At 62.2% G+C, this 26,360-nt stretch carries 26 protein-coding genes; 5 read left to right on the plus strand and 21 right to left on the minus strand.

Features of this window, described 5'->3' with window-relative positions; genetic code table 11:
• Nucleotide 1: 1 nt before the first annotated feature.
• The 3 genes from N2597_RS05485 to N2597_RS05495 all read right to left on the minus strand — a co-directional run bounded on the left by N2597_RS05485 (nucleotide 2) and on the right by N2597_RS05495 (nucleotide 1,283).
• The gene (locus tag N2597_RS05485) at nucleotides 2-259 is read right to left on the minus strand and encodes a hypothetical protein (RefSeq protein WP_004675135.1); all 258 of its coding nucleotides are present in this window, start codon (nucleotides 257-259) and stop codon (nucleotides 2-4) included.
• 103 nt (nucleotides 260-362) lie between these two features.
• Nucleotides 363-806, minus strand: coding sequence for a TIGR02301 family protein (locus N2597_RS05490; RefSeq protein WP_179363789.1), 444 nt, complete (start codon nucleotides 804-806; stop codon nucleotides 363-365).
• A gap of 54 nt (nucleotides 807-860) precedes the next feature.
• On the minus strand, nucleotides 861-1,283 hold the full coding sequence (locus N2597_RS05495; RefSeq protein ID WP_183596928.1) for an NUDIX hydrolase: 423 nt from the start codon (nucleotides 1,281-1,283) through the stop codon (nucleotides 861-863).
• A gap of 180 nt (nucleotides 1,284-1,463) precedes the next feature.
• On the opposite strand from N2597_RS05495, the gene N2597_RS05500 reads away from it, so the two are divergent.
• Nucleotides 1,464-1,784: a YnfA family protein gene (locus N2597_RS05500; protein ID WP_077993415.1), complete on the plus strand. Its 321-nt coding sequence runs from the start codon at nucleotides 1,464-1,466 to the stop codon at nucleotides 1,782-1,784.
• 130 nt (nucleotides 1,785-1,914) lie between these two features.
• Nucleotides 1,915-2,679, plus strand: coding sequence for an SOS response-associated peptidase (locus N2597_RS05505; protein ID WP_077993163.1), 765 nt, complete (start codon nucleotides 1,915-1,917; stop codon nucleotides 2,677-2,679).
• A 239-nt stretch (nucleotides 2,680-2,918) separates the two neighbouring features.
• Here the strand turns inward: N2597_RS05505 and N2597_RS05510 are convergent, their stop codons facing one another.
• The 5 genes from N2597_RS05510 to N2597_RS05530 form a co-directional block, all read right to left on the minus strand.
• Nucleotides 2,919-3,065, minus strand: coding sequence for a hypothetical protein (locus tag N2597_RS05510; RefSeq protein WP_009986385.1), 147 nt, complete (start codon nucleotides 3,063-3,065; stop codon nucleotides 2,919-2,921).
• Nucleotides 3,066-3,365: 300 nt separating this feature from the next.
• On the minus strand, nucleotides 3,366-4,211 hold the full coding sequence (gene pssA, locus N2597_RS05515) for a CDP-diacylglycerol--serine O-phosphatidyltransferase (protein ID WP_039618871.1): 846 nt from the start codon (nucleotides 4,209-4,211) through the stop codon (nucleotides 3,366-3,368).
• A gap of 19 nt (nucleotides 4,212-4,230) precedes the next feature.
• Complete coding sequence (locus tag N2597_RS05520) at nucleotides 4,231-4,929, minus strand: phosphatidylserine decarboxylase (protein WP_038687955.1); 699 nt, start codon at nucleotides 4,927-4,929, stop codon at nucleotides 4,231-4,233.
• Nucleotides 4,930-5,066: 137 nt separating this feature from the next.
• Nucleotides 5,067-6,944 carry an ABCB family ABC transporter ATP-binding protein/permease gene (locus N2597_RS05525; protein WP_039623157.1) on the minus strand — a complete coding sequence of 626 codons (1,878 nt, stop codon included), beginning with the start codon at nucleotides 6,942-6,944 and terminating at the stop codon, nucleotides 5,067-5,069.
• A gap of 297 nt (nucleotides 6,945-7,241) precedes the next feature.
• Nucleotides 7,242-9,302 carry a LysM peptidoglycan-binding domain-containing protein gene (locus tag N2597_RS05530; RefSeq protein ID WP_183596926.1) on the minus strand — a complete coding sequence of 687 codons (2,061 nt, stop codon included), beginning with the start codon at nucleotides 9,300-9,302 and terminating at the stop codon, nucleotides 7,242-7,244.
• Nucleotides 9,303-9,457: 155 nt separating this feature from the next.
• Between N2597_RS05530 and N2597_RS05535 the strand changes: the two genes are divergently transcribed.
• Complete coding sequence (locus N2597_RS05535; RefSeq protein WP_077993167.1) at nucleotides 9,458-10,081, plus strand: LOG family protein; 624 nt, start codon at nucleotides 9,458-9,460, stop codon at nucleotides 10,079-10,081.
• A gap of 13 nt (nucleotides 10,082-10,094) precedes the next feature.
• Here N2597_RS05535 and rarD read toward each other — a convergent pair whose 3' ends face one another.
• The 7 genes from rarD to cysS all read right to left on the minus strand — a co-directional run bounded on the left by rarD (nucleotide 10,095) and on the right by cysS (nucleotide 16,959).
• Entirely contained in the window at nucleotides 10,095-11,009 is a 915-nt protein-coding gene (gene rarD, locus N2597_RS05540) for an EamA family transporter RarD (protein WP_183596924.1), read from the minus strand.
• A 163-nt stretch (nucleotides 11,010-11,172) separates the two neighbouring features.
• Nucleotides 11,173-12,786, minus strand: a complete 1,614-nt coding sequence (gene cimA / locus N2597_RS05545) for a citramalate synthase (RefSeq protein WP_183596922.1) — start codon at nucleotides 12,784-12,786, stop codon at nucleotides 11,173-11,175.
• A 179-nt stretch (nucleotides 12,787-12,965) separates the two neighbouring features.
• Complete coding sequence (pip, locus tag N2597_RS05550; protein ID WP_077993171.1) at nucleotides 12,966-13,928, minus strand: prolyl aminopeptidase; 963 nt, start codon at nucleotides 13,926-13,928, stop codon at nucleotides 12,966-12,968.
• Nucleotides 13,925-14,401, minus strand: a complete 477-nt coding sequence (locus N2597_RS05555) for a GFA family protein (RefSeq protein ID WP_077993173.1) — start codon at nucleotides 14,399-14,401, stop codon at nucleotides 13,925-13,927. The genes pip and N2597_RS05555 overlap by 4 nt, the downstream gene beginning before the upstream one ends.
• The gene (locus tag N2597_RS05560; RefSeq protein ID WP_077993418.1) at nucleotides 14,398-14,877 is read right to left on the minus strand and encodes a GFA family protein; all 480 of its coding nucleotides are present in this window, start codon (nucleotides 14,875-14,877) and stop codon (nucleotides 14,398-14,400) included. Before N2597_RS05560 ends, N2597_RS05555 begins: the two co-directional genes overlap by 4 nt.
• 5 nt (nucleotides 14,878-14,882) lie before the next feature.
• Nucleotides 14,883-15,359 carry a GFA family protein gene (locus N2597_RS05565; protein ID WP_077993174.1) on the minus strand — a complete coding sequence of 159 codons (477 nt, stop codon included), beginning with the start codon at nucleotides 15,357-15,359 and terminating at the stop codon, nucleotides 14,883-14,885.
• 208 nt (nucleotides 15,360-15,567) lie between these two features.
• Nucleotides 15,568-16,959 carry a cysteine--tRNA ligase gene (gene cysS / locus N2597_RS05570; RefSeq protein WP_077993177.1) on the minus strand — a complete coding sequence of 464 codons (1,392 nt, stop codon included), beginning with the start codon at nucleotides 16,957-16,959 and terminating at the stop codon, nucleotides 15,568-15,570.
• A 375-nt stretch (nucleotides 16,960-17,334) separates the two neighbouring features.
• Here cysS and N2597_RS05575 point away from each other — a divergent pair, with 375 nt between their 5' ends.
• The gene (locus N2597_RS05575; protein WP_183596920.1) at nucleotides 17,335-18,039 is read left to right on the plus strand and encodes a glycoside hydrolase family 25 protein; all 705 of its coding nucleotides are present in this window, start codon (nucleotides 17,335-17,337) and stop codon (nucleotides 18,037-18,039) included.
• Nucleotides 18,040-18,048: 9 nt separating this feature from the next.
• Here N2597_RS05575 and N2597_RS05580 read toward each other — a convergent pair whose 3' ends face one another.
• The 4 genes from N2597_RS05580 to radA form a co-directional block, all read right to left on the minus strand.
• Nucleotides 18,049-18,789 (minus strand): SDR family NAD(P)-dependent oxidoreductase, encoded by a 741-nt coding sequence (locus tag N2597_RS05580; RefSeq protein ID WP_096762189.1) that lies wholly within the window; start codon nucleotides 18,787-18,789, stop codon nucleotides 18,049-18,051.
• 80 nt (nucleotides 18,790-18,869) lie between these two features.
• Nucleotides 18,870-20,360: an amidophosphoribosyltransferase gene (gene purF / locus N2597_RS05585; RefSeq protein ID WP_038687987.1), complete on the minus strand. Its 1,491-nt coding sequence runs from the start codon at nucleotides 20,358-20,360 to the stop codon at nucleotides 18,870-18,872.
• A 230-nt stretch (nucleotides 20,361-20,590) separates the two neighbouring features.
• On the minus strand, nucleotides 20,591-21,208 hold the full coding sequence (locus tag N2597_RS05590) for a CvpA family protein (protein WP_077993183.1): 618 nt from the start codon (nucleotides 21,206-21,208) through the stop codon (nucleotides 20,591-20,593).
• Nucleotides 21,209-21,298: 90 nt separating this feature from the next.
• Complete coding sequence (gene radA, locus N2597_RS05595; RefSeq protein WP_038687992.1) at nucleotides 21,299-22,699, minus strand: DNA repair protein RadA; 1,401 nt, start codon at nucleotides 22,697-22,699, stop codon at nucleotides 21,299-21,301.
• Nucleotides 22,700-22,864: 165 nt separating this feature from the next.
• Here radA and N2597_RS05600 point away from each other — a divergent pair, with 165 nt between their 5' ends.
• Nucleotides 22,865-23,500: a LysE family translocator gene (locus N2597_RS05600; protein ID WP_183596918.1), complete on the plus strand. Its 636-nt coding sequence runs from the start codon at nucleotides 22,865-22,867 to the stop codon at nucleotides 23,498-23,500.
• A 10-nt stretch (nucleotides 23,501-23,510) separates the two neighbouring features.
• On the opposite strand, the gene alr is transcribed toward N2597_RS05600, so the two are convergent.
• Nucleotides 23,511-24,680 carry an alanine racemase gene (alr, locus tag N2597_RS05605; RefSeq protein ID WP_406549639.1) on the minus strand — a complete coding sequence of 390 codons (1,170 nt, stop codon included), beginning with the start codon at nucleotides 24,678-24,680 and terminating at the stop codon, nucleotides 23,511-23,513.
• Between the two features lie 86 nt (nucleotides 24,681-24,766).
• Complete coding sequence (locus N2597_RS05610; RefSeq protein WP_183597050.1) at nucleotides 24,767-26,263, minus strand: replicative DNA helicase; 1,497 nt, start codon at nucleotides 26,261-26,263, stop codon at nucleotides 24,767-24,769.
• Between the last annotated feature and the right edge of the window lie 97 nt (nucleotides 26,264-26,360).

The raw sequence follows: 26,360 nt of genomic DNA on the forward strand, positions 1-26,360 counted from the left end.
ACTATTGCAGGGTGCGGTTGGCGGAGAATTCGCCGGCAAGCATACGGTCGCGCAGCGAATCGAGCAGAGCTTCGGCGCTGCTTTCCCCATGCAATCTAATGGTCTCGCGCAGTGCATGCGCGATGGCGGCATCAGCAATGATCTCAGGCTCGATCCCGTCGGCCATGCCGTCGGCCCAAGCCTCGTTCTGGTACTCCAGAGCCGCCTGCATCTTTTCGTGGACGATCATGTCGTCGATCTCGTTGAGGCTTGCTTCCATTGTCTTTTCCTCAGAACTTCTCATCTCTTACTGCACCGTTAACAACACTAACAGCCTTTTCCCAAAACGACACGTCCGCATGCGAAAACAGGTTAATTAAACGTCAATTTCCAAAGCGCGAGGTAATTTCTGTGGCAAGTGTTGCACCTTCGTTACGGTAGCGCTCTTCTGCCACGATGGCCGCCGGGGTGCAATCCGTATAGACCGAGGCGAAGGCGCGATAGCCGCGATTGAAGGCTGCCGTGAGCCTTTCCTTGCGTGGCGGTTCGTTGCCGGCCTCCGAATCGAGCAGCTGCTGCATGCCCTTTCGCCACTCATCACCGCCCGCCGCCTTACAGAGGGTCCTCAGATAATGCACCGAACCCAGCACTTCGGCGAGCCGCGCCAGCTTGTCGTCGTAAGGTACGATCGCGGCCGGCGGGGCAATCTCCTCCTCCTCTGGAGGCGGCGTGTTCTTGCCCTGAGCCATGGTGGGGCCGGCGAGCACGAGCAGGGACAGGACAACGCGTCGAACGGGAATCATGCTTCCAGTTGATACGTTGAGCATGACGGCAACAAGGCGCGCTTGAAATTTTCCACTTCTATTCGCCGCCCTCTAAACTTAATTCCGAACAGGATGTGCCAGCCGTTCCGCGCATTCGAGCACGCTTTGCGGCACGGGCAGTCGCCGAATCTCATCCACCGTGTACCAGCCCAGCGCCGCTGCATCGTCTGCGGCTTCCGCCACCATGTCTCGGTCGGCCTCGACACGAAAGACCGACAGGAAGAAATGGCTCTTGATGCTGCCGTCCGGCCCATGGGTCTTCAGGTCATAGGTCGAAAACAGCTGCGGATTATGCGCCGAGATGCCGGTTTCCTCGCGGAATTCCCGCAGCGCCGTCTGCTCCGGCGTTTCGCCCGGCTCGGCGCGCCCACCGGGGAAGGCATACATGTCGGCGGAAGGCGGGTTGCGTCGCAACACCAGCAGGAATCGTCCGTCACGTTCGAGAATGGCGGAGGAGGCGGCTTTGGCGGTGGAGATCATTAGACTGCTCTCGTTGTGACGATCCATTCTATTGGACCGATTGTTGCATGCAACTGCTGCCTGGCTTCCCCAATTTTCGTGTGGGCCGGTTCGGAAGACAAGGCCCGAAAGCCGGTGCCGCGGTTCCCGAGGTGACGACATGTGTGCAACAAAGATCTCAGATTTTCGAAAGGCCTTTGCGTGACCTATATCATCTACGCCTTTGCCGCGGTTCTTGAGATTGCCGGCTGCTTCGCCTTCTGGGCGTGGCTGAGGCTCGAAAAGCCCCTCTGGTGGCTGGCGCCCGGCATGATCTCGCTCGCGATTTTCGCCTGGCTGCTGACGCTGGTCCCGAGCGACGCCGCCGGCCGAACCTTTGCGGCCTATGGCGGCATCTATATTCTCGCTTCGCTCTTCTGGCAGTGGCTGGTCGAGGGCCGTGTGCCCGATCGTTATGATATCGGCGGCGGATTGATCTGCCTTGCCGGGGCGAGCGTCATTCTTTTTGGGCCGAGGGGCTGAAGCATGTCGCGCAAGCGCAACGCGGTCGCTCTTTGGTCGCGGCATGTTCTTGTCGTGAAACCCTGTACAGTTTTGCGCGGCATGCTCAGGGTGCCTTGACCGGACTCGGACCGGGTGCAAAGACAGACCGATGTGTGGACGTTTCGCCCTGACAAATTCCAGCGCAGAGCTGCGCAATTTCCTCTCCGGTGTCGATCTCGACGATTTTCCGGCGCGCTACAACATCGCCCCGACGCAGCCGATCCTCGTCGTCATCGCAGGTGAGGGCAGGGAGCGAGGCAGCAACCTGGCCGACCGGCGCGCGGTGCTGGTGCGCTGGGGTTTTACCCCGGCCTGGGTCAAGGACCCGAAGGAATTTCCGCTGCTGATCAATGCCCGCGCTGAGACTGCGATCGGCAAAGCCTCGTTTCGGGCGGCGATGCGTCACCGCCGCGTGCTGATTCCGGCTTCGGGTTTTTATGAATGGCATCGTCCGCCGAAAGAAAGCGGCGGCAAGCCGCAGGCCTATTGGATCAGGCCGCGCCACGGCGGGATCGTCGCCTTTGCCGGGCTGATGGAAACCTGGTCCTCGGCCGATGGCTCGGAAGTCGATACCGGCGCGATCCTGACGACGTCGGCCAATGCGGGCATCTCGGCGATCCACGACCGCATGCCTGTCGTCGTCAAGCCGGAGGACTTCTCGCGCTGGCTCGATTGCAGGACGCAGGAACCGCGTGAGGTGGCCGACCTGACGCAGCCCGTTCAGGACGATTTCTTCGAGGCCGTACCGGTCTCCGACAAGGTCAACAAGGTCGCCAATATGGGGCCCGATCTGCAGGAGCCGGCCGTCATCGAGCGGCCGCTCAAGGCAGCCGAGAAGCAAAGGCCGAATGACGGCCAGCTCAGCTTTTTCTGAAAAGCTATCGGCCGCATATGGCACGGCGGCCTGTTCGGCTCGTTCGCGATGTCGGGGGCATGTCGCGCAAAAGCGTGTTGCGGTTTTGCGGCAACGACATGCCTGAGAACAAGACCCATAGCGCAAGAAACGAATCCGCAAGATCACGACGCTTTAGAAACATGCCGCAGTCTTGGGCCAACGGCATGCCGGAAACTGGAAGGTGAAGCGCAGGTGACGGCAGTTCGAAGCTCGGCGCTTCAAGCGGATTTCTTGACGCTCTCGGGCTTGTTCTTCGCCATCAGCGATGCCGCGGCAACGGCCTTCAGGCCGACGGGGCGATAGTTGGCGGCGAGGTCCGGCTTGGCCGTCTGCTGTTCACCGGTACTGCTATTCTTCGAAGTCACGGATACTCTCCTTTACGTGGTTCTTCCCTGGGTATTTTATTTTTGCAGTTTCGCTAGAAATAGCGACAAATCGGCGACGTCGCTTATCAGGATTTGTGAACGCCCACCATATTTCGCGAGGCTTAACTGAAGCCTACGTTGGTTAATACTTACTGAAGGAAGCGGTTCCAAAAAAACTGCGCAGCCGTTTTCCCCGGGAAAGCTCATGGCTTTCCCGGAAGAAGCGCACGTTTTCCGGGAATAGGCGAGAACAAGGGGAGAAGCACTTCCAGGGGAGAGAGGCCAGGAAATGCTTAGAGGTCAGATGTGACGGCCGATATCGTCGTCGCCGACGCCGGGCTCCTCGATCGTCAGCGTCCCATATTTCCGCCGCCATTTCCGCGCGCCGAAGGGAAGCGACACGAGATAGGCGGCAACGGTAAACACCATCACCTCCCAGGTGTAGCTCATCAGCAGAGCCACATAGAGTACGACGCCAAGCATCATCGGCAGCACGAGATCGCGCCGCATCCGGTTGCCCTCCGATTTGCCCGACCAGACCGGCAGCCGGCTGATCAGCAGGAAGGCGATAAATACGGTGTAGATCGACGAGACGAAGGCGAAGGTGCGGTCGGTCGCGATCCCAAGGAAGCCGAGATAGACCGGCAGCAGCACGAGCATGGCGCCGGCCGGCGCCGGCACGCCGACGAAATATTCCGACTGCCAGCTCGCCTTGTTTTCGCTTTCGGCCATGACATTGAAACGGGCAAGGCGCAGTCCGGCGGCGATCGCATAGATCAGCGCCGCGATCCAGCCGAGCGAGCGCGCCTGGTCGAGCGCGAAGACATAGACGACGAGGGCGGGTGCGACGCCGAAATTGACGATGTCGGCAAGCGAATCCATCTGTGCGCCAAACTTCGAGGTCGCCTTCATCAGCCGCGCCACCCGCCCGTCGATGCCGTCGAGGAACGCGGCGACGAGCACCATGGCGACGGCGAGCTCATAACGATTTTCGAAAGCAAGCCGGATGCCGGTCAGCCCGGCGCAGATTGCCAGAATGGTGATGAGATTCGGAAAGACGAGGCGGAGCGGGATTTCGCGCAGACGCGGGCCGCGGGCAGAATCATCCGGACCATTGGGCTCGAAAGGTGGAAAAGGCGTTTTCATATCGCGTTCCAATCTAGAGCTAGCTGCGGCGGCTGATGACGGGACCCTTGGCCGAGGCGAATTCGGCGATGACAGTTTCCCCGGCAATCGCCGTCTGGCCGAGCGAGACCCGCGGTGCTGCACCGGCGGGCAGGAAGACGTCGAGTCGAGATCCGAAGCGGATCAGCCCGAAGCGCTCGCCGGCATCGACCGGCTCGTTGGGGTTTGTCCAGCAGAGGATGCGCCTTGCCACTAGGCCGGCGATCTGGACGACACCGATCTGGCCGTGACGGGTTTCGATCACCAGCCCGTTACGCTCATTGTCTTCGCTCGCCTTGTCGAGCTCGGCGTTGACGAAGCTGCCGGAGCGGTAGTTGATGCTGACGATGCGCCCGCGCATCGGCGCCCGGTTCACATGGCAGTTGAAGACGTTCATGAACACCGAGATGCGCAGCATCGGCTCGGAGCCGAGGTCGAGCTCGGCCGGCGGGGTGACCATCTGGATCGCCGAGACCCTGCCGTCGGCGGGAGAGATCACCAGATCGTCGTCCTGCGGGGTCACGCGCTCGGGATCGCGGAAGAAATAGGCGCACCACAGCGTGAAGATCATGCCGATCCAGAAGAGCGGCTCAAAGATCCATCCGAGGATCAGCGAGGCGACGAAGAAGGCGGCCACGAAGGGATAACCCTCCTTGTGCACGGGGACGATCGTGTTGCGAACCGTGTTGAACAGGCTCATGGCTGCCGGTCTCCTTGCGTTGTCGTTTTTTGCTGGTTAGCGAAAAACCGCCTCCGGGGCAATGCTGCGGCCTCCGCCCCCGTTCGCCCGCCGTGGTTCTGAACAACAAAAGCCTGTACCGGCGTCTGGTTCCCCAATCAGTTCGCCGGCGCAAGCCGCGCGATCACGCCCATATCGTCGCTTTCGCGCACCTGTTTCAGGAGCTCCTCGGCCTGTGTAGCCTCGCGCTGGCGGTTCCACATCGAGGCATAGAGACCGTTTTTATCAAGCAAGGCGGCATGCGTTCCGCGCTCGGCGATCTCGCCGCTTTTCAGCACGATGATCTCGTCGGCGCCGATGACGGTGGACAGCCGGTGGGCGATGACCAGCGTCGTCCGGTTCTTCGAAACCAGGTCGAGCGCCGTCTGGATTTCCCGTTCCGTCGTCGTGTCGAGCGCCGATGTCGCCTCGTCGAGGATCAGGATCGGCGGCGCCTTGAGGATGGTGCGGGCGATCGCCACCCGCTGCTTCTCGCCGCCCGAAAGCTTGAGCCCGCGCTCGCCGACTTTGGTTTCGAAACCCTCTGGCAGCGTTTCGATGAAATGGGCGATCTGCGCCACTTCGGCCGCGGCAAAGACCTCGCCGTCGCTGGCCGACGTGCGGCCGTAGCGGATATTGTAGGCGACGGTGTCGTTGAAGAGCACTGTATCCTGCGGCACCATGCCGATCACCGAGCGCAGGCTCTTCTGCGTCACCGTGCGGATATCCTGGCCGTCGACGGTGATCGTGCCGCTCTGAATGTCATAGAAACGATAGAGCAGCCGCGACAGTGTCGATTTGCCCGCACCCGAGGGGCCGACGACGGCGACCGTCTTGCCGGCCGGCACTTCGAAGGAAATGCCCTTGAGGATCGGGCGGGCTGCATCATAGGCGAAGTGCACGTCCTTGAAGGCAATCGCGCCCTGGCCGATCCGAAGCTCTGTTGCATCGGGCGCGTCCTTGACTTCGGCTTTCACCTCCAGGAGGTCGAACATCTGCTCGATATCGGTCAGTCCCTGGCGGATTTCGCGGTAGACGAAGCCGATGAAGTTGAGCGGCGCGGCAAGCTGCAGCAGCATCGAATTGACGAAGACGAAATCGCCGACTGTCTGCTCGCCGCGCTGCACGGCCAGTGCCGACAGCACCAGCATGATCGTCGTGCCGATACCGAAGATGACGCCCTGGCCGAAGTTCAGCCAGCCGAGCGAGGTCCAGACATCGGTCGCCGCCTTCTCGTAGCGCTCCATCGATTTGTCGAAGCGTTTGGCCTCCATCTCCTCGTTGCCGAAATATTTGACGGTTTCGAAATTGAGGAGGGAGTCGATCGCCTTGGTGTTGGCGTCGGTATCGCTGTCGTTCATCGACCGGCGGATGGCGATGCGCCAGTCGGATGCACGGATGGTGAACCAGATATAGGCCCAGACGGTGAAGGCGGTGACGGCGAGATAGGAAAAACCGTAACCCCACCAGAAGATCGCGGCCGTCAGCAGGAATTCGATGACGGTCGGGACCGAATTGAGGATCGTGAAGCGCACGATCGTCTCGATGCCCTTGGTGCCGCGCTCGATGATGCGCGAGAGACCGCCGGTCTTGCGTTCCAGATGGAAGCGCAGCGACAGCTCATGCATGTGCACGAAGGTCCTGTAGGCGAGCTGGCGCACCGCATGCTGCCCGACGCTGGCAAACAGCGCGTCGCGCAGCTGGTTGAGGCCGAGCTGGATCAGCCGGGTAACGTTATAGGCGATAACAAGCGCGATGGCGCCGGCAAGCAGCGGCGGCACCGTGCCGGCCAGATCCATTCTGCCGTTCAGTGCATCGGTCGACCATTTGAAGAAATAGGGGACGAGCAGCAGGACGAATTTGGAGATCAGCAGATAGACCGAGGCCCAGACGACGCGCATCCTGAGGTCGGGCCGGCCGGCCGGCCACATGTAGGGCCAGAGGTTGAGAAGCGTGCGCAGCAGGTGGGATTCCGAGACAGTCTTGCCGTTTGCCATGCGTGTCTCCAGCCCGGTCGGGATTGCCGCGGTCGTGTGGGTCGATGCCGGCAAAGTGCGAACGGGACGTGCTCGAGCGCTTCCCAATCACCGCCAGATAGGGTGCCGGGCGGATGAATACAACAAATGCGGGGTTCAGGAAAAGCTCAAGCGCGTCGCATCAAACTTGATTCATGCGCCGCGCTTTAGCCCTTTGTTTTATGCATGTCCTTGTCCGGAACCACTGCACACTTCCGGGCAACATGCATTGGGCCGGGCGGTTATCCCGCCCGGCCCTATCAGGTTCTTCTGCTATGTTTAGAGTTGCCGGTTGGAAAGGCGTTTGCGGTGCAACTCCTCGGCATTCGGCAAGGCATCCTTCGGCAGGCCGAAAATCTGGCCGGGGCGGATGCGGTCGGGATTGATGATCTTGTCCTCGTTGGCGATGTAGATCGTCGTATAGCGCACGCCGAGGCCATAGGTCCGGCGCGAGATCTGCCAGAGCGTGTCGCCGCGGCGAATGATGACCGCCGCGTTGTTGGCCGTCAGCGGCGCCTGTTCGATCGTCCTCGGCTGGTTGCCGGCAGCCTCATTTGCAGCCGGTGTCGTCGACGCGGGTGCAGCCGGCGCGGGTGCTGTGGTGAGTTCGGCGATCAGCGCGCCGAGCCCGTCGAGCGCGGCGCCGACCGACTTCGCGTCCTGCGGCAGCCCCTGCAGCACTTTCAAGGCATTGGAAGCAGTCTGCGAGGCCGCGCCGGAGGCTTGCTTGAACGGGTCGGACGCATCGGCCGCCGGGCGGAAGTCGGCGACCGAGCGCAAAGCGAATTCCGTTGCCGAGCGTGCCGCGGCAAGTTGTTCGGCGCCGGGCAGCTTGCCATCGGCAAACAGTCCCTTCAGCAGGCCGAACGCCTTGCCGACTTCGGTCTTGAGCTTGCCGAGTTCGCCTTCGTCGAGCGGCACCATCGGAGAAGCGCCATTTGCATCGGTGGGGCCGACTTGAGCGGCAACCCTCACCTGGTCGCCCGCCGGGCGATTGAAGTTCACCGCGGCGCGCACAATCACCTTGCCGGTGGGATCGACGACGTCGACGCGGATCTTATGGTCGCCGACCGAGAGGGTCGCAGCGCCTTCGATGACGAAATGGCCGTCGGGGCCGGCAGTATCCTGGCCGACAAGGCTGTCGTCGGCATAACCGAGAACCTTGGCGTTGGCGCGCGCCGTACCGGCAATGAATATCTTGTTACCCTCGATTTCGACGGCGTTGACCATCACATCGGGCGCAGTGGCCTTGTCGGTTCCAGCCGCACCGGGAACGGCCGGCGCCCCATCCGTGCCACCGCCGGCGGCGGGCAGGCCAGGGGTCTGCAGCGCCAGCTCACCCGGCGCTACAGCTGGTGCGGTAGGAGCGCCCGCTGCAGCGGCAGCGGTTTCGCCGGCCGCGGTCGTGTCGGCAGGCGGCGCCATTGGATTGGAGGCGTCGGCGACTTCGGTTCCGCCCGTCGGCGCCGTGATGATGCGGCTTGCGGTGCCGGGCTTGGAGACCATGGCGAGCAGATTGGCGGCATTGCCATCCTTCGGCACGGAAACGGTTGCGACTTCTTCGGAAAGCGTAGTCTTGCCATCCTTGCCCGTCACCTTGAGCACGAGCTGGTGGTCGCCGGCCGGAAGCGGATCGTCGAGGACGGCGGCGAAATCGCCGCTCGGGCCGATATCGGCCGTCGTCACCACCTTTTCGCCGTCAAGCACTTCGACCTTGCCGTTCGGCTCGGCGGAGCCGGCGATAACGGTCGAACCGTCAGGCTCGACACGCAGGACGTCGAAGGCCGGAAGTTTCGGGCCGGCATTCGCTGCCGCCGCGGCGGGCTCGGGCGCGCCGGTCAGCGCCGCCTCGGCCCTGGCGATTGCGGCAAGCGCATCGGTGCTGCTTTCCGGCAGCGACTGCACGATGGCGAGCGCCTTGGCGCCACCTTCCTTGGCCTTCGTGGCAACGGCTTGCGTTGCAGGATCGACGCCGTCGGGAATGGTGAAGCCGGCGATTGCGGTGAGCGCGTTGATGGCCTTCGTCTTAGCGGCGGTGAAGACATCGATGGCCGGGCCTTTGCCATCGGCAAACAGCGCCTTGAGCGCGCCGAGCGCCGCACCGGCGTCGGCCGAAAGACGGCCCAGCTGATCGGAGACCGCAGCCGCGTCGCCGGCAGTGGAGCGCGAGGTCTTTGCCGCTTCGTTAACCGTGTTCTTGAGCTCCGTGCTCGCCTGGTTGATGGCGTCGCCGACCTTGGATGCATCGCCGCCGATGCGCGGCATGACTACGAATACCATCAGTAGGGTTGCGATTACGAGCACTGCAAGGGCCAGCAAGCCGGCACGGTTCTTCATCATTATGTCTCCCAAGGCGGCAATTTGCCGTAGTACCGAAAATTGCTAGCGATTCCCGTTGCTTTTCACAAGCATTCAAAGCAATTAGGCAAGCTAGGCATGCTGCTTTTCAGTCAATTTTCTTGACTGCATTGAAATGAAATAGTTGTTTCGCCTCCATGACCGAACAATCTGTATCGATTCGATCCATCTGCGTTTACTGCGGCTCGAGGCCGGGACGCGATCCTTCCCACATGGCGGCCGGGCGCGCTCTCGGAAGAGAGATCGCCGAATACGGCCTGCGCCTCGTCTATGGCGGGGGTACCAAAGGCATCATGGGCGCGGTTGCAAGCGGGGTGCTTTCAGGCGGCGGTCAGGTCACGGGGATCATCCCGGAGTTCCTGATCGATATGGAAGCGACTCGCCATTCGCTCGGTCAGCTCAACGAACTCATTGTAACCCCTGACATGCATGCACGCAAACATACGATGTTCGAGCGCTCCGATGCCTTCGTCGCGCTGCCGGGCGGCATCGGCACGCTGGAGGAGATCGTCGAGATCATGACCTGGGCCCAACTCGGCCGCCATGAGAAGCCGATGGTCTTTGCCAACATCAACGGTTTCTGGGATCCGATGATGGAACTGCTGCGCCATATGACCGATGAAGGTTTCCTGCACACCGCCCACCGGGTGCAGCCGCTCATCGTCGACGACATCTCCGGCATCATTCCTGCGATCATGGCCCAGGCCGCCCAGCTCGCCGCCGATCGCGATGGCGAGGACGCTGTTATTTCGAAGATGTAGTGGGGCGCGAGATTTAGCGCCCGCGGCCGGCCTTCAGCATCGACCAACTATAGAAGAACAGCCCCGCCCAGATCAGCGGGAAGGCGATCATGCGCGCCGTGCCGAGCGGCTCTTGAAAGGCGAACACGGCGATCAGGAAGATCATCGTCGGCGCGATATACTGCATGATACCGATCGTCGAGAGCTTCAGCAGCTTGGCGCCATTGGCATAGATCATCAGCGGCACGGCAGTGACGACACCGCAGCCGAGCAGCAGGGTCGTGTCGGCAAAGCCGGTGCGGTAGAAGTGCCCCTGTCCGCTGCCGAGTTCGAGATAGAGGATGTAGAGGAGGGCGGGCACGCTCAGGATCAGCACTTCCAGGAAGAAACCCTGATTGGGGCCGAGCGGCAGCGTCTTGCGGAGCAAGGCGTAAAAACCCCAGCTGACCGCCAGCGTCAGCGCCACCCACGGAATGCCGCCGCTGTCGAAGGCGAGAATGGCAACGGCAAGTGCGGCAAGCGCGATCGCCGCGATCTGCAGCGGCTGCAGCTTTTCCTTCAGCAACACCGCGCCGAGGAAGATGCTGAACAGCGGATTGATGAAATAGCCGAGTGCCGCGTCGAGCGAATGGCCGGCGCCGATCGCCCAGACATAGGTGCCCCAGTTGACGGTGATCAGCGCCGCCGTCAGCGCCGCCATCGCCAGCATGCGCGGCGAACGCAATGCTGCGCTTATATCTCCGGTGCGTCCGAGCACGATCAGCACGATGCCGGCCAGCGGCAGCGACCAGACGATGCGGTGGGCGATGACTTCGGCCGGCTGGATATGCGCCACCGCCTTCATGTAGAACGGCAGGAAGCCCCAGAGCAGATAGGCGGTCAGCGCGAAGGCGAAACCGCGCGGACTATCTTCGTTCTTGGCCAAGGGAACGGATGCATCGGTCGACATCGGGTGTTTCCATCTTTGTTCTTCTTCTGATCCGGCCTAGCTTAAGCGCCGTGAATAGGCCAATTCATTTCGTTGAATGAAGAGTGAGAGGATTTGAAGCGGAAACGCCGCGCATGCGTCGAAGATGTCGGCATCGCCGCCTTGCAGGACCGGCGGAACAGGTTCATTCCGCCGCGATCTTGCCCGCCAGCTGCCGGTTCTTCATCAGCTTGTAGATGACCGAATCCATCAGCGCCTGGAACGAGGCGTCGATGATGTTCTCCGAGACGCCGACCGTCCACCAGCGCACGCCGTCGCTGTCGGTGGATTCGATCAGCACGCGGGTGATCGCCTCCGTGCCGCCGTTGAGGATACGCACCTTGAAATCGGCAAGCACCAGATCGTCGATCTCGTGCTGGTATTTGCCGAAATCCTTGCGCAGCGCCAGGTCGAGCGCGTTGACCGGGCCTTCGGCATCGGCAACCGACATCAGCGTCTGGCCGTCGATGGTGATCTTGACCACCGCCTCCGAGACGATTTTCACGCGGCCGAGACTGTCGAAGCGGCGCTCGATCATCACCCGGAAGCCTTCGATGGTGAAGAATTCCGGGATGGTGCCGAGCGTGCGATGCGCCAGCAGCTCGAAGCTCGCATCGGCGCCCTCATAGGCATAGCCGATGGATTCCCGTTCCTTGACGATCGAGATCAAGAGGTCGAGCTTCGGATCGTCCTTGGCGACGGTGATGCCGCGCCGCTTCAGCGCATTGATGAAGTTCGCCTTGCCGCCCTGGTCGGAGACCATGACCTTGCGGAAATTGCCGACGCTTTCCGGCGCCACATGTTCATAAGTCTTCGGATCCTTCAGCAGCGCCGATGCGTGGATGCCGGCCTTGGTGGCGAAGGCGGAAGCGCCGACATAGGGCATCTGGTGGTCGGGCGAGCGGTTGAGCAGCTCGTCGAAGGAATGCGAGAGCCGCGTGAGGTTGAGCAGCCGCTCCTCGTCGATCGCCGTTTCGAAACGTGTGTTGTAGGCGCTCTTCAGTGCCAGGGTCGGGATCAGCGTCACCAGATTGGCATTGCCGCAGCGCTCGCCGATGCCGTTCAACGTGCCCTGGATCTGCCGGACGCCGGCTTCGACCGCAGCCAATGAATTGGCGACCGCCTGGCCGGTGTCGTTGTGGGCATGGATGCCGAGACAGCGGCCGGGCACGCCGGCTGCGATCACCGCCTCGACGATGGCGCGCACCTCCGGCGGCTGCGTGCCGCCATTGGTGTCGCAGAGCACGACCCAGCGGGCGCCACTGTCAAAGGCGATCTTGGCGCAGGCGAGCGCATAGGCCGGGTTGGCCTTGAAACCATCGAAGAAGTGCTCGCAATCGACGATCGCCTCCTTGCCGGCGCCGACCGCCGCCTTGACGCTTTCGGCGATGCATTCGAGATTTTCCTCGTTGGTGCAGCCGAGCGCCACCGCGACATGGTAATCCCAGCTCTTGGCGACGAAACAGATGGCGTCGGATTTCGCCTGCAGCAGCCCGGCAAGGCCCGGATCGTTGGAGACCGAAATGCCCGCCCGCTTCGTCATGCCGAAGGCGACGAAGCTCGCCTGGCTGGTGCGCTTCTCGCTGAAAAAGGCGGTATCGGTCGGATTGGCGCCGGGATAGCCGCCCTCGATATAATCGCAGCCGAACTCGTCCAGCATGGCGGCGATCGCAATCTTGTCCTCGACGGAAAAATCAATGCCAGGCGTCTGCTGCCCGTCCCGGAGCGTCGTGTCGAAGAGGTAGATGCGTTCTTTCATGTCGTTTCCTCCCGGCGGGCGGGCGTTGTTGGAATGCGTATGCTGCCTCTCATCCGGCTGCCGCCACCTCTCCCCGTTCTGACGGGAAGAAGGGACATGCCGCACCGTTTCGCAAGGCACGTCCCCTCTCCCCGCGCGCGGGGAGAGGGCTAGGGTGAGGGGCTGCCCTGTTAGGGCAATCAGTCCGTCTTCCCTGCAAACTTGTCCGTCGCCCGGATCAGCCGATCGAGAATCCCGGGCTCCGAATAGGCATGGCCGGCGCCTTCGATCAGATGGAACTCCGCCTTTGGCCAGGCCTTGTGCAGCAGCCAGGCATATTTGGCTGGGCAGGGCATGTCGTAGCGGCCATGCACGATGACGCCGGGAATATCCTTGAGCTTGCCGGCGTCGCGGATCAGCTGTCCTTCGTCCATCCAGCCGGCATTGACGAAGAAGTGGTTCTCGATGCGGGCGAAGGCATAGGCGAATTCCGGCTCCTCGAACTTGCCGCTCGTCGAGGGTTCCGGCAGCAGCGTGATCGTTTCGCCTTCCCAGATGCTCCAGGCCTGCGCGGCCGCAAGGCGCACGCTTCTGTCCGCATGCGTCAGGCGGCGATGATAGGCCTGCATCATCTCATGCCGCTCTTCCGGCGGGATCGGAGCGATGAAGCGCTCCCACTTGTCGGGGAACATCTCCGAGACGCCGAACTGATAGTACCAGTCGAGTTCCGCCTTGGTCAGCGTATAAATGCCGCGCACAATGAGCTCGGACACCCGCTCGGGATGGGTCTCGGCATAGGCGAGCGCCAGCGTCGAACCCCAGGAGCCGCCGAATACCTGCCAGGTCTCGACGCCGGCCATCTCGCGCAGCCGCTCGATGTCGGCGACGAGGTGCCAGGTCGTATTGGCATTGAGCTCAGCATGCGGCGTCGACCGGCCGCAGCCGCGCTGGTCGAACAGCAAGACGTCGTAGAGGGCGGGATCGAACAACCGGCGATGGGCGGGTGAGAAGCCGCCGCCCGGGCCGCCATGCAGGAAGACGGCGGGCTTGGCGCCGGGCGTTCCCGAACGTTCCCAGTAGATCACATGGCCGTCGCCCACATCGAGATGGCCGGAGGCATAGGCTTCGATTTCGGGATAGAGGGTGCGCAGTATCTCGGTCATATCTTCACGCCTTTCGCGGGCCAGACTTGGGTGTCATGATCGGGATGCTGAAACGAGATGATCGCCTCCTGTCGGGTATAGAAATCCGGGTCCTTATGCACTGGGGCTTCGAAGATCGTCTCGACCCAGGGCAGGCGGGCATCGTAGTTGACCTGGATTTGCGGCGCGAGATCGCTGCGGTCGTCGAAGGTGCCGATCGCAAGCTCCAGGCCACCAGGATGACGATAGGTCATCGGCGTGCCGCAATCGCTGCAGAAGCCGCGGTCTATATTGACGGAGGACTGAAAGTAGCTCGGCTCGCCGCGGGTCCACTCCATTCCCTCCTCGGGTGCGGTGACCAGCGCGGAAAAGAAGCCGCCGAACTGCTTCTGGCACATGCGGCAATGGCAGATAGAGGGTCGCCCCAGCTTGCCTGAGATGCGGAAGCGCACGGCGCCGCACTGGCATCCGCCTGTTCTTATCCTATCCGTCATAGGTGTTCTCCGAATGGCCAGCTTTTCGTATCGTGGTCGGGGTGCTGATGGTTGCTTGCTGCAATCGCGTTCTCGCGGTCGGGCGTTTCAGGCTGCGGCTCCACCGGCAGGCCGTCCAGCGTGTGAAACCAGGACATCTTGCGGCCGGTATTGGATTGCATCACCGGCCGAACCGCATCGGGATCATCGAGTGAGCCCAGCGCGATGTTGATGAAATCCGCTTCCGGAATATCGTAGAAGAGCGGCGTGCCGCAATCGCCGCAGAAGCCGCGCCGCACCAGATCCGAAGACCGGAACCATTTCGGTGCGCCGCGCGTCAGCTCGAAATCCTCGCGCATGGCGGCGGCAAGCGGCAGGAAATAATTGCCGGCGGCCTTCTGGCACATGCGGCAATGGCAGACATGGGGATAGCCGAGTTCGCCGCGCGCGCGATAACGAACCGCGCCGCATTGGCATCCGCCGGCCTGCTGCTTCATTTCGCTCAAGCGCGATCCTCCGGTGGCCAGACCTGCGTGTCATGGTCGGGATGTTGATAGGAAACGAGTTCGTGCAGGAAGGAGCCTGCCGTCAGATCGGCCTCGGTCCGCTCTCCCGGCAGTTCGTGCAGGTGATCGACGAAGCCGATCTTGCCTTCCACGCCCCATTGAATGGTCGGCGGCAGGCACGACGGATCGTCGAAGGCGCCCGCCGCAATCGCCATTCCGTCTGGCGCTTCATAGGTCAGCGGCGTGCCGCAGTCACCGCAGAAACCACGCTCGACGAAATTGGAAGAGCGGAACTTCTTTCGCTCGCCGCGTGTCCATTGGAAATCGGCGCCGCGCACCGAGACGAGCGGCGCATAATAAGCCCCGAACGCCTTCTGGCACATGCGGCAATGACAGATCGACGAATCCTTGAGTTCGCCGCTGACACGAAAGCGGATCGCACCGCATTGGCAGCCGCCGGTATAGGTGGTCATGGCAGGTCCTCCTGCAGCGACGTCGATGAGAAAGAGAAAGCCCCTCCCAACCCTCCCCACAAGGGGGAGGGCTCTCTCGTGGCGCCGTCTTCGTTTACGTCTCGAATGTTTGCAATTGCGGTGAAGTCGCTTCGGAGCAGTGCGGCGCCGTAGCCCCTCCCCCTTGTGGGGAGGGGTTGGGGAGGGGTCTTATCCCAACACACCACTCTCACCGCTTCACCTCCCACGTCGTCACCCGCTCGCCGGTCACCGGATCCTTGCCGTCCTTCAGCTGGATGCCTTTTGCCGTCAGTTCGTCGCGGATATTGTCGGCTTCGGCAAAATTCTTCGCCTTCAGCATTTCAAGACGCATGGCGACCAGCGCGTCGACCGCCGCGGCGACGGCTTCGTCAATCTCGGCTTTCTTCGGCAGCACCCCGAGGAGGGCGGCCGTTGCGGCGAAGGTGGCGCCGGCGGCGGCATCGGTATGGGCGGCCTGCGCCAGCGCATGCAGCGCCTGCACCGCCGCGACGGTATTGAGATCGTCGGCCAGCGCGTTCATGACGGCCTCGTCCGGCTTGGCGTCGCCGGGCTCCGTCGCCGGCCATTTGGCGAGCAGGCGTTCGGCCTCTTCCAGCCGCTTGATCGAAAAATCGATCGGCTCGCGGTAATGCGTCATCAGCATGGCAAGGCGCAGCACCTCGCCCGGCCATTTGCGGCCGCCGAAGACCTCAGTGTGCAGCAGATCGTGGATGGTGACGAAATTGCCCTCGGACTTCGACATCTTGCGGCCTTCGACCTGCACGAAGCCGTTATGCATCCAGACATTCGCCATCACCTCGGTGCCGTGGGCGCAGCGCGACTGGGCGATCTCGTTTTCATGGTGCGGGAAGATCAGATCCAGCCCGCCGCCGTGAATATCGAAGACATCGCCGAGATAACGCCGGCTCATCGCCGAGCATTCGATATGCCAGCCGGGCCGGCCGCGGCCCCAGGGGCTCTCCCAGCCGGGCTCGTTATGGCTAGACAGTTTCCAGAGCACGAAATCGCCGGGGTTCTTCTTGTGCGCGTCGACGGCGACGCGGGCGCCGGCCTGCTGCTCGTCGAGCGGGCGCTTCGAAAGCTGGCCGTAATCCGCCATCGATTTGGTGTCGAACAGCACTTCGCCGGCTGCGACATAGGCATGACCGTTGGAGATCAGCTTCTCGATAATCTCGGTCATCTCAGCGATATTGTCGGTGGCGCGCGGCTCGACGTTCGGCTCCAGGCAGCCGAGCTCAGCGACGTCGGCGTGAAACTGCGTCTCGGTCTTTTCGGTGACCGCGCGGATCGCATCGTTCAGCGGCAGGCCGGGATGATCTCTCAGCGCCCGCGCATTGATCTTGTCGTCGACGTCGGTGATGTTGCGGGCATAGGTGACATGGTTTTCGCCATAGACATGGCGCAACAGCCGGAACAGCACGTCGAAAACGATGACCGGCCGGGCATTGCCGATATGGGCGAAATCATAGACGGTCGGGCCGCAGACATACATGCGGACATTCTCGGCATCGATCGGCGCAAACACCGATTTCTCCCGCGTCAGCGTGTTGTACAGCTTCAGTTCCGGCGTGCCGCCCATTTCACTCTCCCAGATGCACGATCAGAAAATATCGCAACCGGCGGGCCGGGGCGTTTCGCATCTTGACTATTTGGGAGATGAAAACGGCCAGGCCAGCGCTTGCGCTAGCGAATAATCTTTCCGCAGATAATGCAGATAACCGTTTTCATGCCGCGTTTTATGGCGCGCGAATGACGTTTGGTCAAGGGGGCGAGGAATGATCCGGCGGCAACTGGAACGACGCGTCGGTAATCCTTTTGCAAGAACGAGCGCGCGGGCTTTGGCCGCCATTCTCCCGACGCAAATCGCGCATAGCCAGCTGGGAAGCTACTGAAAATATGGGAGGAATGAGTGGGGACCGTGGTTCGTTGGACGATTGGAGCGACCGCAATTCTAATGGTCGCATCCGTCGCATATTTCGCTTACGATTTCGGCATGCTTCGCTTCAACAATCCAACCTTAGCTCGTTATCCGATCCAGGGCATCGATGTCAGCCATCACCAGGGCGATATCGATTGGAAGACGGTGGCCGCGCAGCCGAACGTGCGTTTCGCGATCATGAAGGCGACTGAAGGCGGCGATCACAGGGATTCAAAGTTTGCCGAGAACTGGCAGAATGCCGGAGATGCCGGAGTGGTCAGAGGCGCCTATCATTTCTTCACATTCTGCCGCCCGGGCAAGGATCAGGCGCAGAACGTCCTGGCGACCGTGCCGAAGATGCCGGGAACACTGCCGATTGCCGTCGATCTGGAGTTTGTCGGCAATTGCGACAAGGTTCCGACGCTCGAGGAAATGGCGACGGAGGTGAATGCCTTCTTCACCGAGCTGAAAGCCACCTTTCCGGAAAAGCCGATCTTCTACGTTACCCAGGAATTCTTCGATCAATATCTGAAAGGCAATGAGGCCCGCTTCCCCGAACATTATCTTTGGCTGCGAAGCGTGTTCAAGGAGCCGACGCAGGAAGGCTGCGGTCGTTGGTCGATCTGGCAATTTGCCGACAACGGTACGGTGAACGGCATTCAGGGGGCGGTGGATCTCAATGCGCTCTGCCCGTCGGAAACGGGCTTCGCTCATTTATTCCCGGCTGTTGCATCCAATTGAGGCGTCGATCTATTCCGGCAGCCGGTAATCGGCGAGCTTGTTCTCGCGCACGATGAAGAGCTTGCCCGTTTCGGTCACGCCGGGACCGAGCAGCGGCAGGATCGCCTTGGCGACCTCGGAAGGATGCGGCAGCATCTGGGGATCTTCGCCGGGCACGGCCTGCGCTCGCATCGCCGTGCGGGTCGCGCCCGGATCGACGCTGGTAACGCGCAGCGGGGTCGACTGCGTCTCGCCGGCCCAGGTGCGGGCGAGCGCCTCGACGGCAGCTTTGGAGGCGGAATAGGCGCTCCAGAAGGGACGGCATTTGTGCGCGGCTCCGGACGACAGGATGACGGCGCGGCCGGCATCCGAGCGGGCGAGCAGCGGATCGACCGAGCGGATCAGCCGCCACGTCGCCGTCACGTTGATGGTCATGACCTTTTCGAACACCTTCGCCTCGATATGGCCGATCGGCGAGATGACGCCGAGCACGCCGGCATTGGCGACAAGGATGTCAAGCTTGCCCCAGCGCTCGAAGATCGAGCCTCCGAGCGCATCGATCGCGTTCATATCGGCGAGATCGAAGGGCACCAGGGTCGCGCTGCCGCCGACCGCCTTGATCGCATCGTCGAGATCCTCGAGCCCGCCGACCGTGCGGGCGCAGGCAATGACATGGGCGCCGGCTTTGGCAAGTTCCAGCGCAGTGAAATAGCCGATGCCGCGCGACGCACCGGTGACGAGTGCGATCTTGCCCTCAAGATTGATGTTCATCTGTCCGGTTCCGGATTGGCTTGCGAAGGTGAGGGGCGCAATTAGGCCCCTCGGAAGCGAAAGTCAAAGTGGCAAGCGGCTCAGCCGTTGCTGGCAAGCATCGAAAGCTTGTTGCCCATAGACTCGCCGTTCTTGTCGAGCAGACGGGTCGGGTAGTCACCGGTGAAGTAGTGGTCGGTGAATTGCGGGCGGGCCGGATTGCGGTCCTCGCCGCCGACGGCGCGATAAAGTCCGTCGATCGACAGGAAGGCGAGCGAATCCGCGCCGATATATTTGGCCATGGCTTCGACATCGGCATACTGGTTGGCGAGCAGCTTGTCGGCATCGGGCGTGTCGATGCCGTAGAAATCGGGGAAGAAGATCATCGGGCTTGCGACGCGGAGATGAACTTCGCGCGCGCCGGCTTCGCGGATCATCTGCACGATCTTCAGCGACGTTGTGCCGCGCACGATGGAGTCATCGACCAGCACGACGCGCTTGCCTTCGATCATCGCCCGGTTGGCGGAATGCTTCAGCTTCACGCCGAAGGCGCGAATCTGCTGCGTCGGCTCGATGAAGGTGCGGCCGACATAATGGTTGCGGATGATGCCGTACTCGAAGGGAATGCCGCTTTCCTGCGCATAGCCGAGCGCCGCAGGTGTGCCGCCGTCCGGCACCGGCACCACAACGTCGGCCTCGACCGGCGCTTCCTTGGCAAGGTTCATGCCCATGTTCTTGCGTGTCGTATAGACGTTGCGGCCGCCGACGACCGAATCCGGCCGGGCGAAATAGACATATTCGAACAGGCAGAGGCGCTCCGGCTGCGGCTTGCCGGGCTTGCGCGCATCAATGCTGATCGAGCCGTCAGGCTGGATTTCGCAGATGATGACTTCGCCGTTTTCGACATCGCGGATGAACTTGGCGCCGATAATGTCGAGCGCGCAGGTTTCCGAGCAGAAGATCGGCTTGCCGTCCAGTTCGCCCATGACGAGCGGGCGGATGCCGGTCGGGTCGCGCGCGGCAATCAGCTTGGTGCGCGTCATGGCGAGCATCGAATAGCCGCCTTCCATCTGGCGGATCGCATCGATGAAGCGGTCGGAGGTGGACGCGTGGCGGGAGCGAGCGATGAGATGAAGGACGACTTCCGTATCGGAGGTCGACTGACAGATGGCGCCGGTGGCGATGATCTGGCGGCGCAGCGTCAGGCCATTGGTGAAATTGCCGTTATGGGCAATGGCGATACCGCCTTCTTCCAGTTCGGCAAAGAGCGGCTGCACGTTGCGCATGGCCACTTCGCCTGTTGTGGAGTAGCGCGTATGGCCGATCGATATGCTGCCGGGCAGGCGGGCGAGCGTCATCGGATTGGTATAATGATCGCCGACGAGGCCCATATGGCGCTCCTGATAGAAGCGCTTGCCGTCGAAGGAGACGATGCCGGCTGCTTCCTGTCCGCGATGCTGCAGGGCGTGCAGGCCGAGAGCCGTGAGGGCGGCGGCATCGGGATGTCCCAGAATTCCGAAAACGCCGCATTCCTCATGCAGCGTATCTCCGTCGAGCGGATCGTCGGTCGGGAAGGAATGGGACTGGTTCATTTCTGCGGGCCTCTGCTCTCACAAGAATGGATCGGCATTTCCAGTATCATATATCGGAAACTTGGCAGCTTTCCGATAACGTCATGCTGAACGACATCCGCTGCCAAAGCCCGCTCGCCGGCTCTGAAACGGCTGAGGTCCGGCGGAGCTGAATACCCGGCCGGACCTTTATTTCACGTCCCGCTCAAATGGCAATTGCCGGACGGCGGGTCAAGCTCTTGAACACTGTGTCAATTCGCCGGCTGCTGTGTGCCGGCTGCAGGCGCGTCTTCCGCCGGAGCCTGATCGGTGGTCGGCGGCGTGGCGCTTTCGCCGCCCTGTGCCGGAGACTGCATCTTATCACGGAAGCTTGCCTCGATCATCTGGGCAAATTGCTCCGGCAGAACCGCCTTCAGCTTCACCACCATCGAATCCAGGAAGGGCTTCGACTTGGCCTCGTTGACCCAGGCCGGGCGGTGGTCGACATCGACGAGCCAGTTCCAGAAAGCGACGGCGACCACCATCAGCAGCAGGCCGCGCGCCGCGCCGAACAGGAAGCCGAGCGTGCGGTCGAGCGCGCCGATGCGGCTGTCGATGATGAAATCGGCGATCTTCATGGTGATGAAGGAGATGACGATGAGTGCGATCAGGAAGACGACCGCGGCCGAACCGGCGATCGCGATGCGGTCGTCATCGGTGTATTTCTGCGCATAGGGCAGCAGGTAGGGATAGAGGTAGTAGGCGGCGGCGGCCGAACCGCCCCAGCTTGCGATCGAAAGAATCTCGCGGGAGAAGCCGCGGACCATCGCCAGTACGGCGGAGAAGAGCACGACGCCGATGACAATACCGTCGAAAATCGTAATGGGCATGTAATATCAACTCCAGGACTGCCGCTTGGCGGCCGTGTCGTGCCTTATCGTGTGCTTCCTATATCATCACCGTTCCCGGCAATGAAAGGATCAAACCTCGTCTTCCACACGCAGCGCTCCCTTCGATCCGGCGATGCGCGCGACCAGATCCGGCAGGCTTTCGACCTCGTTCCATCGCCCGCCGGAACCCTTCGGCAGCTCGGCGGAGGCGGAAGGAAGCAGCGCTGTGGAAAAGCCCAGCTTCTCGGCTTCCTTGAGGCGCTGGGCGGTGTGCGCAACCGGTCGGATGGCGCCCGACAGGCTGACTTCGCCGAAATAGACGCAATCGGCGGGAAGGGCAATACCGGCGAGCGACGAAACGAGCGCCGAGGCGACCGCGAGATCGGCCGCCGGTTCGGAGATGCGGTAGCCGCCGGCGACGTTAAGATAGACGTCGTGCTGGCCGAGCCTGACGCCGCAATGGGCCTCCAGCACCGCCAGGATCATCGACAGCCGGGCCGAATCCCAGCCGACCACGGCACGGCGTGGCGTGCCGAGCGAGGTTGGCGCCACCAGCGCCTGCACCTCGACGAGAACGGGCCGTGTGCCCTCCATGCCGGCGAAGACGGCCGCACCCGGCGATTTTTCGTTGCGCTCGCCGAGAAAGAGTTCGGATGGGTTGGCGACTTCGCGCAAGCCTCTGTCGGACATTTCGAAGACGCCGATCTCGTCGGTCGGGCCGAAGCGGTTCTTGACCGTACGCAGGATGCGGTAGTGATGGCCGCGATCGCCTTCGAAATAGAGCACGGCATCGACCATATGCTCGACGACGCGCGGCCCGGCGATCTGCCCGTCCTTGGTTACATGACCGACAAGCACCATCGCCGCACCCGTCTGCTTGGCGAAACGGATCATCGACTGCACGCCGGTGCGCACCTGCGTCACCGTTCCCGGCGCGGATTCGGCAAGCTCGCTCCACAGCGTCTGGATGGAATCGATGATGACGAGGTCGGGACGCTTGCCTTCGGCGAGCGTCGCCAGAATATCCTCGACATTGGTTTCGGCCGCCAGCATCACGTCGGTATCGGCTGCCGCAAGGCGCTGCGCCCTGAGGCGAACCTGAGCCACCGCTTCTTCGCCGGAGACATAGATGATCCTGTGGCCGCGCCGCGCAAGGGCGGCGGCCGCCTGCATAAGCAGCGTCGACTTGCCGATGCCGGGATCGCCGCCGATCAAGACCGCCGAGCCGCGCACGAAGCCGCCGCCGAGCGCACGGTCGAGTTCCGACATGGCGGTATGGATGCGCGGCGCCTCCTCGATCTCGCCGGAGAGCGCCGTTAGCGTCACCGGCCGGCCCTTCTTCGGCGTCTTGCCGGGGCCGGAGCCGATGCCGCCCATCGGATCTTCCTCGACGATGGTGTTCCACTCGCCGCAATTGTCGCATTTGCCGGCCCAGCGGTTGTGAACGGCGCCGCAACTCTGGCAGATGAATTGTGTCCTGGCCTTCGCCATCAAATGTTTCTTTCAGTCGCGTTCTACAATGAAGCACTCGAGGTCTTCATCGAATCATTGTCGTGCTTGAGATAATGGCTATCGCGACGGATCAAAACTAATGATTTCCCCATCAGCCTTCGCCGTGCCTATGCTTTTCACCTCTGATCACAGCTATGGTGGAAGATGTTCGACTATTCGCTCGCGCACTGGCTTGCATTTCTATCGGCGGCGGTTTTGCTCAACCTCTCGCCAGGCCCCGACATCGCCTTCATCCTCGGCCACACGATGAGGGGAGGGAAACGCGCCGGTTTTTCCGCATTGTTCGGCATCTGGTCAGGCGCCTGCCTGCATGTGCTGATGGCGGCATTGGGCCTTTCAGCCGTGCTTGCCGCCTCTGCCGTCGCTTTCTCAACCGTCAAATGGCTCGGCGCCGCCTATCTCGTTTGGCTGGGCATCCAGGCTTTGCGCACCGGTGGGGGCAGCGGCCTGATCAAGGCGGCCGGTGAAGAATTGCCGACCGCAAGCATCTACCGGCAGGGAATCCTGGTGTCGCTCCTCAATCCGAAAGTGGCGATATTCTTCCTGGCCTTCCTGCCGCAATTCGTCGTAGAGGGGGTGGGGCCGGCATGGGCGCAGCTCATGCTGCATGGTGGCCTCATCATCGTTGTGGCCGCATTCATCGAGCCGCCGCTCGTCCTTGTCGGAGGACGGCTTGCCGATGCGCTCAGGCACAATCAAAAGGTCGGGCTATGGCTCGACCGCGGTCTCGGCGCGCTTTTTGTGGCGCTCGGTGTCCGCCTTGCGCTAAGCAGCCGTTGAGGGGCGAGCTTTATTCTTCGGCGACGTAGCGCCGCTCGTGGCGTAGCCCCATGCTGGTCAGAATCTCGTATCCGATCGTGCCAGCCGCCCGCGCCACGTCGTCGAGCGGCATGTTCTTTCCGAACAGCTCGACATAGTCGCCAGCGCGCACGGCGTTTTCGGGCAGGTCGGTGACATCGAAGATCGTCAGGTCCATGGTGATCCGGCCGGCGACCGGGACCTTGTGTCCGGCGATGAAGCCTTGCCCGCCCTGCGGCACGGCCTGGCGCAGCGGCACGCCGCCGCTCGACTGGCTGCGCATGTAACCGTCGGCGTAACCGGCAGAGACGATCGCTAGCCGGCTGTCGCGGGGAAGCTGCAGCGCGCGGCCGTAGCTGACGGTCTCACCGGCCCCGACGGTTCGCACCTGGATGATGCGCGCTTCCGCGGCGGCGACCGGGCGCATCGGGTTCGCCATGCCGCAGACCGCCTCACCGCCGTAAAGAGCGATGCCCGGCCGGGTCAGGTCGAAGTGGTAATCCTCGCCGAGAAAGATGCCGGCCGAGGCCGCAAGACTTGAATCAATGCCTTCATAGGCGGCGGTAACCCTGCGGAATGATTCGAGCTGCTGCCGGTTCATCGCGTTAGTGGGATCGTCGCCGCAGGCGAGATGGCTCATGACCAGCACCGGTGCGAAGCTTGCCGGCCGTGAGACGTCGTCGGCAAGCGCGATCGCATCGTCGATATGCAACCCCAGCCGGTTGAAGCCGGTGTCGACATGCAGCGCGCAAGGGTAATCGCCATAATCGGCAAGCACCGCCATCCAGAAGGCAAGCTGCTCGTCGGAGGAAATCACCGGCACCAAGTCATTGTCGAAGAATCGACATTCCGTGCCCGGCCATATGCCTGACAGCACGAAGATGCGCGCATCCGGCGCATAGAGGCGAAGTGTCACGCCCTCATCTACGGTCGCGACGAAGAAATCCCGTGCGCCTGCCGTGTAGAGCGCTTCGCCGGCATCCTCGATGCCGAGGCCGTAGGCATCCGCCTTGACGACGGCTGCGGCGCGCGCAGCGCCCGAACGATGCGCCATGTCGCGCCAGTTCTCAGTCAGCGCGGTCAGGTCGACGGTCAGCCGCAGGCCTGCCGAGGCAAAGGTGTCGTCTTCGGGGACGTCGAGAAATTCGCTCATGATCCACATCGAAAAGAGGCCGGAGAAGGATTCTCCGGCCAGATTAAAGGTCGATCTTGTCCAGGGAAAGCCCGATGCTGCAGCATCGCCGGCGATCAGTGCTCTTCATAATGGATGAAGGAGGGATCAGCGAGATCGGCGAAGCGTGTGAATTCCGCCTGGAAGGCGAGCTTCACCGTGCCCGTCGGCCCGTGGCGCTGCTTGGCGATGATGACGTCGGCCGTGCCCTTCACCTTGTCGAACAGCGCTTCCCATTCCGGATATTTCGGATCGTGGGGATCGCGCGGCTCCTGGTTCTTGACGTAATATTCCTCGCGGAACACGAAGAGCACGACGTCGGCGTCCTGCTCGATCGAACCGGATTCACGAAGGTCGGAAAGCTGCGGCCGCTTGTCGTCACGGCTTTCGACCTGACGTGACAACTGCGACAGCGCGATGATCGGAACGTTGAGCTCCTTGCCGAGCGCCTTCAGGCCGGTGGTGATCTGGGTGATTTCCTGGACGCGATTGTCGCTCGATTTGCCCGAACCGGTCATCAGCTGCACGTAGTCGACCACCAGCACGTCGAGGCCGCGCTGGCGCTTGAGCCGGCGCGCGCGCGCCGAAAGCTGGGCGATCGAGATACCGCCGGTCTGGTCGATATAGAGCGGCACCTTCTGCATCATCATCGAGCAGGCGACGAGCTTTTCGAAATCGGCATCGTTGATGTCGCCGCGGCGTATCTTCGAGGAGGAGACTTCCGTCTGCTCGGAGATGATGCGGGTGGCGAGCTGTTCGGACGACATTTCGAGCGAATAGAAGCCGACGACGCCGCCATTCCTGGCCTTCATGCTGCCGTCCGACTGCACCTCGCCCTCGTAGGCGGCGGCGATATTGTACGCGATGTTGGTGGCAAGCGAGGTCTTGCCCATGCCCGGGCGTCCGGCGAGGATGATCAAGTCCGAACGCTGCAGGCCGCCCATCTTGGCGTCCAGCGAGTGGATGCCGGTGGAAATGCCGGAAAGGCCGCCATCGCGTTCCTTGGCGACGGCCGCCATGTCGATCGCCAGCGCCACCGCATCGTTGAAGGACTGGAAGCCGCCGTCATAGCGCCCGTTTTCCGCGAGTTCGAAAAGACGGCGTTCGGTATCCTCGATCTGCGACTGCGGCGGCATGTCGAGCGGTGCGTCATAGGCGATGTTGACGACGTCTTCGCCGATCGTGATCAGCGCCCGGCGCAGCGCCAGGTCATAGATCGCCCTTCCGTAATCCTCGGCATTGATGACGGTGACAGCGTTGCTGACCAGGCTCGCAAGATATTGTGAAACCGTCATGTCGCCGACCTTTTCGTCGGCCTTGAGGAAGGTCTTGATCGTTACCGGGTTGGCGATCTTGCCCATGCGGATAATGTCGCCGGCGACCTCGAAGATCTTCCGGTGCAGCGGTTCGTAGAGATGGATCGGCTTGAGGAAATCCGACACCCGGTAATAGGCGTCGTTGTTCATCAGGATTGCACCCAGAAGCGCCTGCTCGGCTTCGATGTTGTTGGGTGCTTCGCGATAATGCTGCTCCGAGGGAGCAACAGCTGCAATCTTTCGAGCGGCGTCGTTCATCATCATCCGTTCTGTCTTTTTCCAACTCCCGATTTGCAATTCCGGATGGAGAAAATCAAGGGGCTGCAAAAGGCGCGGAGGCCCGCATCGCCTAAAT

It is taken from the genome of Rhizobium sophoriradicis (assembly GCF_025200795.1).
Lineage (GTDB): Bacteria > Pseudomonadota > Alphaproteobacteria > Rhizobiales > Rhizobiaceae > Rhizobium > Rhizobium sophoriradicis.

What these genes read in the sequence shown, in the direction of transcription:
- cysS (WP_077993177.1), bottom strand. Translation starts at nt 16,959, where the DNA reads ATGGGCGGCACGCCGGAACTGAAGCTGTACAACACGCTGACGCGGGAG.
- radA (WP_038687992.1), bottom strand. Translation starts at nt 22,699, where the DNA reads ATGGCGAAGGCCAGGACACAATTCATCTGCCAGAGTTGCGGCGCCGTT.
- N2597_RS05600 (WP_183596918.1), top strand. Translation starts at nt 22,865, where the DNA reads ATGTTCGACTATTCGCTCGCGCACTGGCTTGCATTTCTATCGGCGGCG.
- N2597_RS05490 (WP_179363789.1), bottom strand. Translation starts at nt 806, where the DNA reads ATGCTCAACGTATCAACTGGAAGCATGATTCCCGTTCGACGCGTTGTC.
- N2597_RS05565 (WP_077993174.1), bottom strand. Translation starts at nt 15,359, where the DNA reads ATGACCACCTATACCGGCGGCTGCCAATGCGGTGCGATCCGCTTTCGT.
- cimA (WP_183596922.1), bottom strand. Translation starts at nt 12,786, where the DNA reads ATGAAAGAACGCATCTACCTCTTCGACACGACGCTCCGGGACGGGCAG.
- N2597_RS05535 (WP_077993167.1), top strand. Translation starts at nt 9,458, where the DNA reads ATGACCGAACAATCTGTATCGATTCGATCCATCTGCGTTTACTGCGGC.
- alr (WP_406549639.1), bottom strand. Translation starts at nt 24,680, where the DNA reads ATGTGGATCATGAGCGAATTTCTCGACGTCCCCGAAGACGACACCTTT.
- pssA (WP_039618871.1), bottom strand. Translation starts at nt 4,211, where the DNA reads ATGAAAACGCCTTTTCCACCTTTCGAGCCCAATGGTCCGGATGATTCT.
- purF (WP_038687987.1), bottom strand. Translation starts at nt 20,360, where the DNA reads ATGAACCAGTCCCATTCCTTCCCGACCGACGATCCGCTCGACGGAGAT.
- N2597_RS05580 (WP_096762189.1), bottom strand. Translation starts at nt 18,789, where the DNA reads ATGAACATCAATCTTGAGGGCAAGATCGCACTCGTCACCGGTGCGTCG.
- N2597_RS05485 (WP_004675135.1), bottom strand. Translation starts at nt 259, where the DNA reads ATGGAAGCAAGCCTCAACGAGATCGACGACATGATCGTCCACGAAAAG.
- N2597_RS05590 (WP_077993183.1), bottom strand. Translation starts at nt 21,208, where the DNA reads ATGCCCATTACGATTTTCGACGGTATTGTCATCGGCGTCGTGCTCTTC.
- pip (WP_077993171.1), bottom strand. Translation starts at nt 13,928, where the DNA reads ATGACCGAGATACTGCGCACCCTCTATCCCGAAATCGAAGCCTATGCC.
- N2597_RS05610 (WP_183597050.1), bottom strand. Translation starts at nt 26,263, where the DNA reads ATGAACGACGCCGCTCGAAAGATTGCAGCTGTTGCTCCCTCGGAGCAG.
- N2597_RS05555 (WP_077993173.1), bottom strand. Translation starts at nt 14,401, where the DNA reads ATGACGGATAGGATAAGAACAGGCGGATGCCAGTGCGGCGCCGTGCGC.
- N2597_RS05560 (WP_077993418.1), bottom strand. Translation starts at nt 14,877, where the DNA reads ATGAAGCAGCAGGCCGGCGGATGCCAATGCGGCGCGGTTCGTTATCGC.
- rarD (WP_183596924.1), bottom strand. Translation starts at nt 11,009, where the DNA reads ATGTCGACCGATGCATCCGTTCCCTTGGCCAAGAACGAAGATAGTCCG.
- N2597_RS05505 (WP_077993163.1), top strand. Translation starts at nt 1,915, where the DNA reads ATGTGTGGACGTTTCGCCCTGACAAATTCCAGCGCAGAGCTGCGCAAT.
- N2597_RS05495 (WP_183596928.1), bottom strand. Translation starts at nt 1,283, where the DNA reads ATGATCTCCACCGCCAAAGCCGCCTCCTCCGCCATTCTCGAACGTGAC.
- N2597_RS05520 (WP_038687955.1), bottom strand. Translation starts at nt 4,929, where the DNA reads ATGAGCCTGTTCAACACGGTTCGCAACACGATCGTCCCCGTGCACAAG.
- N2597_RS05575 (WP_183596920.1), top strand. Translation starts at nt 17,335, where the DNA reads ATGGTCGCATCCGTCGCATATTTCGCTTACGATTTCGGCATGCTTCGC.
- N2597_RS05530 (WP_183596926.1), bottom strand. Translation starts at nt 9,302, where the DNA reads ATGATGAAGAACCGTGCCGGCTTGCTGGCCCTTGCAGTGCTCGTAATC.
- N2597_RS05525 (WP_039623157.1), bottom strand. Translation starts at nt 6,944, where the DNA reads ATGGCAAACGGCAAGACTGTCTCGGAATCCCACCTGCTGCGCACGCTT.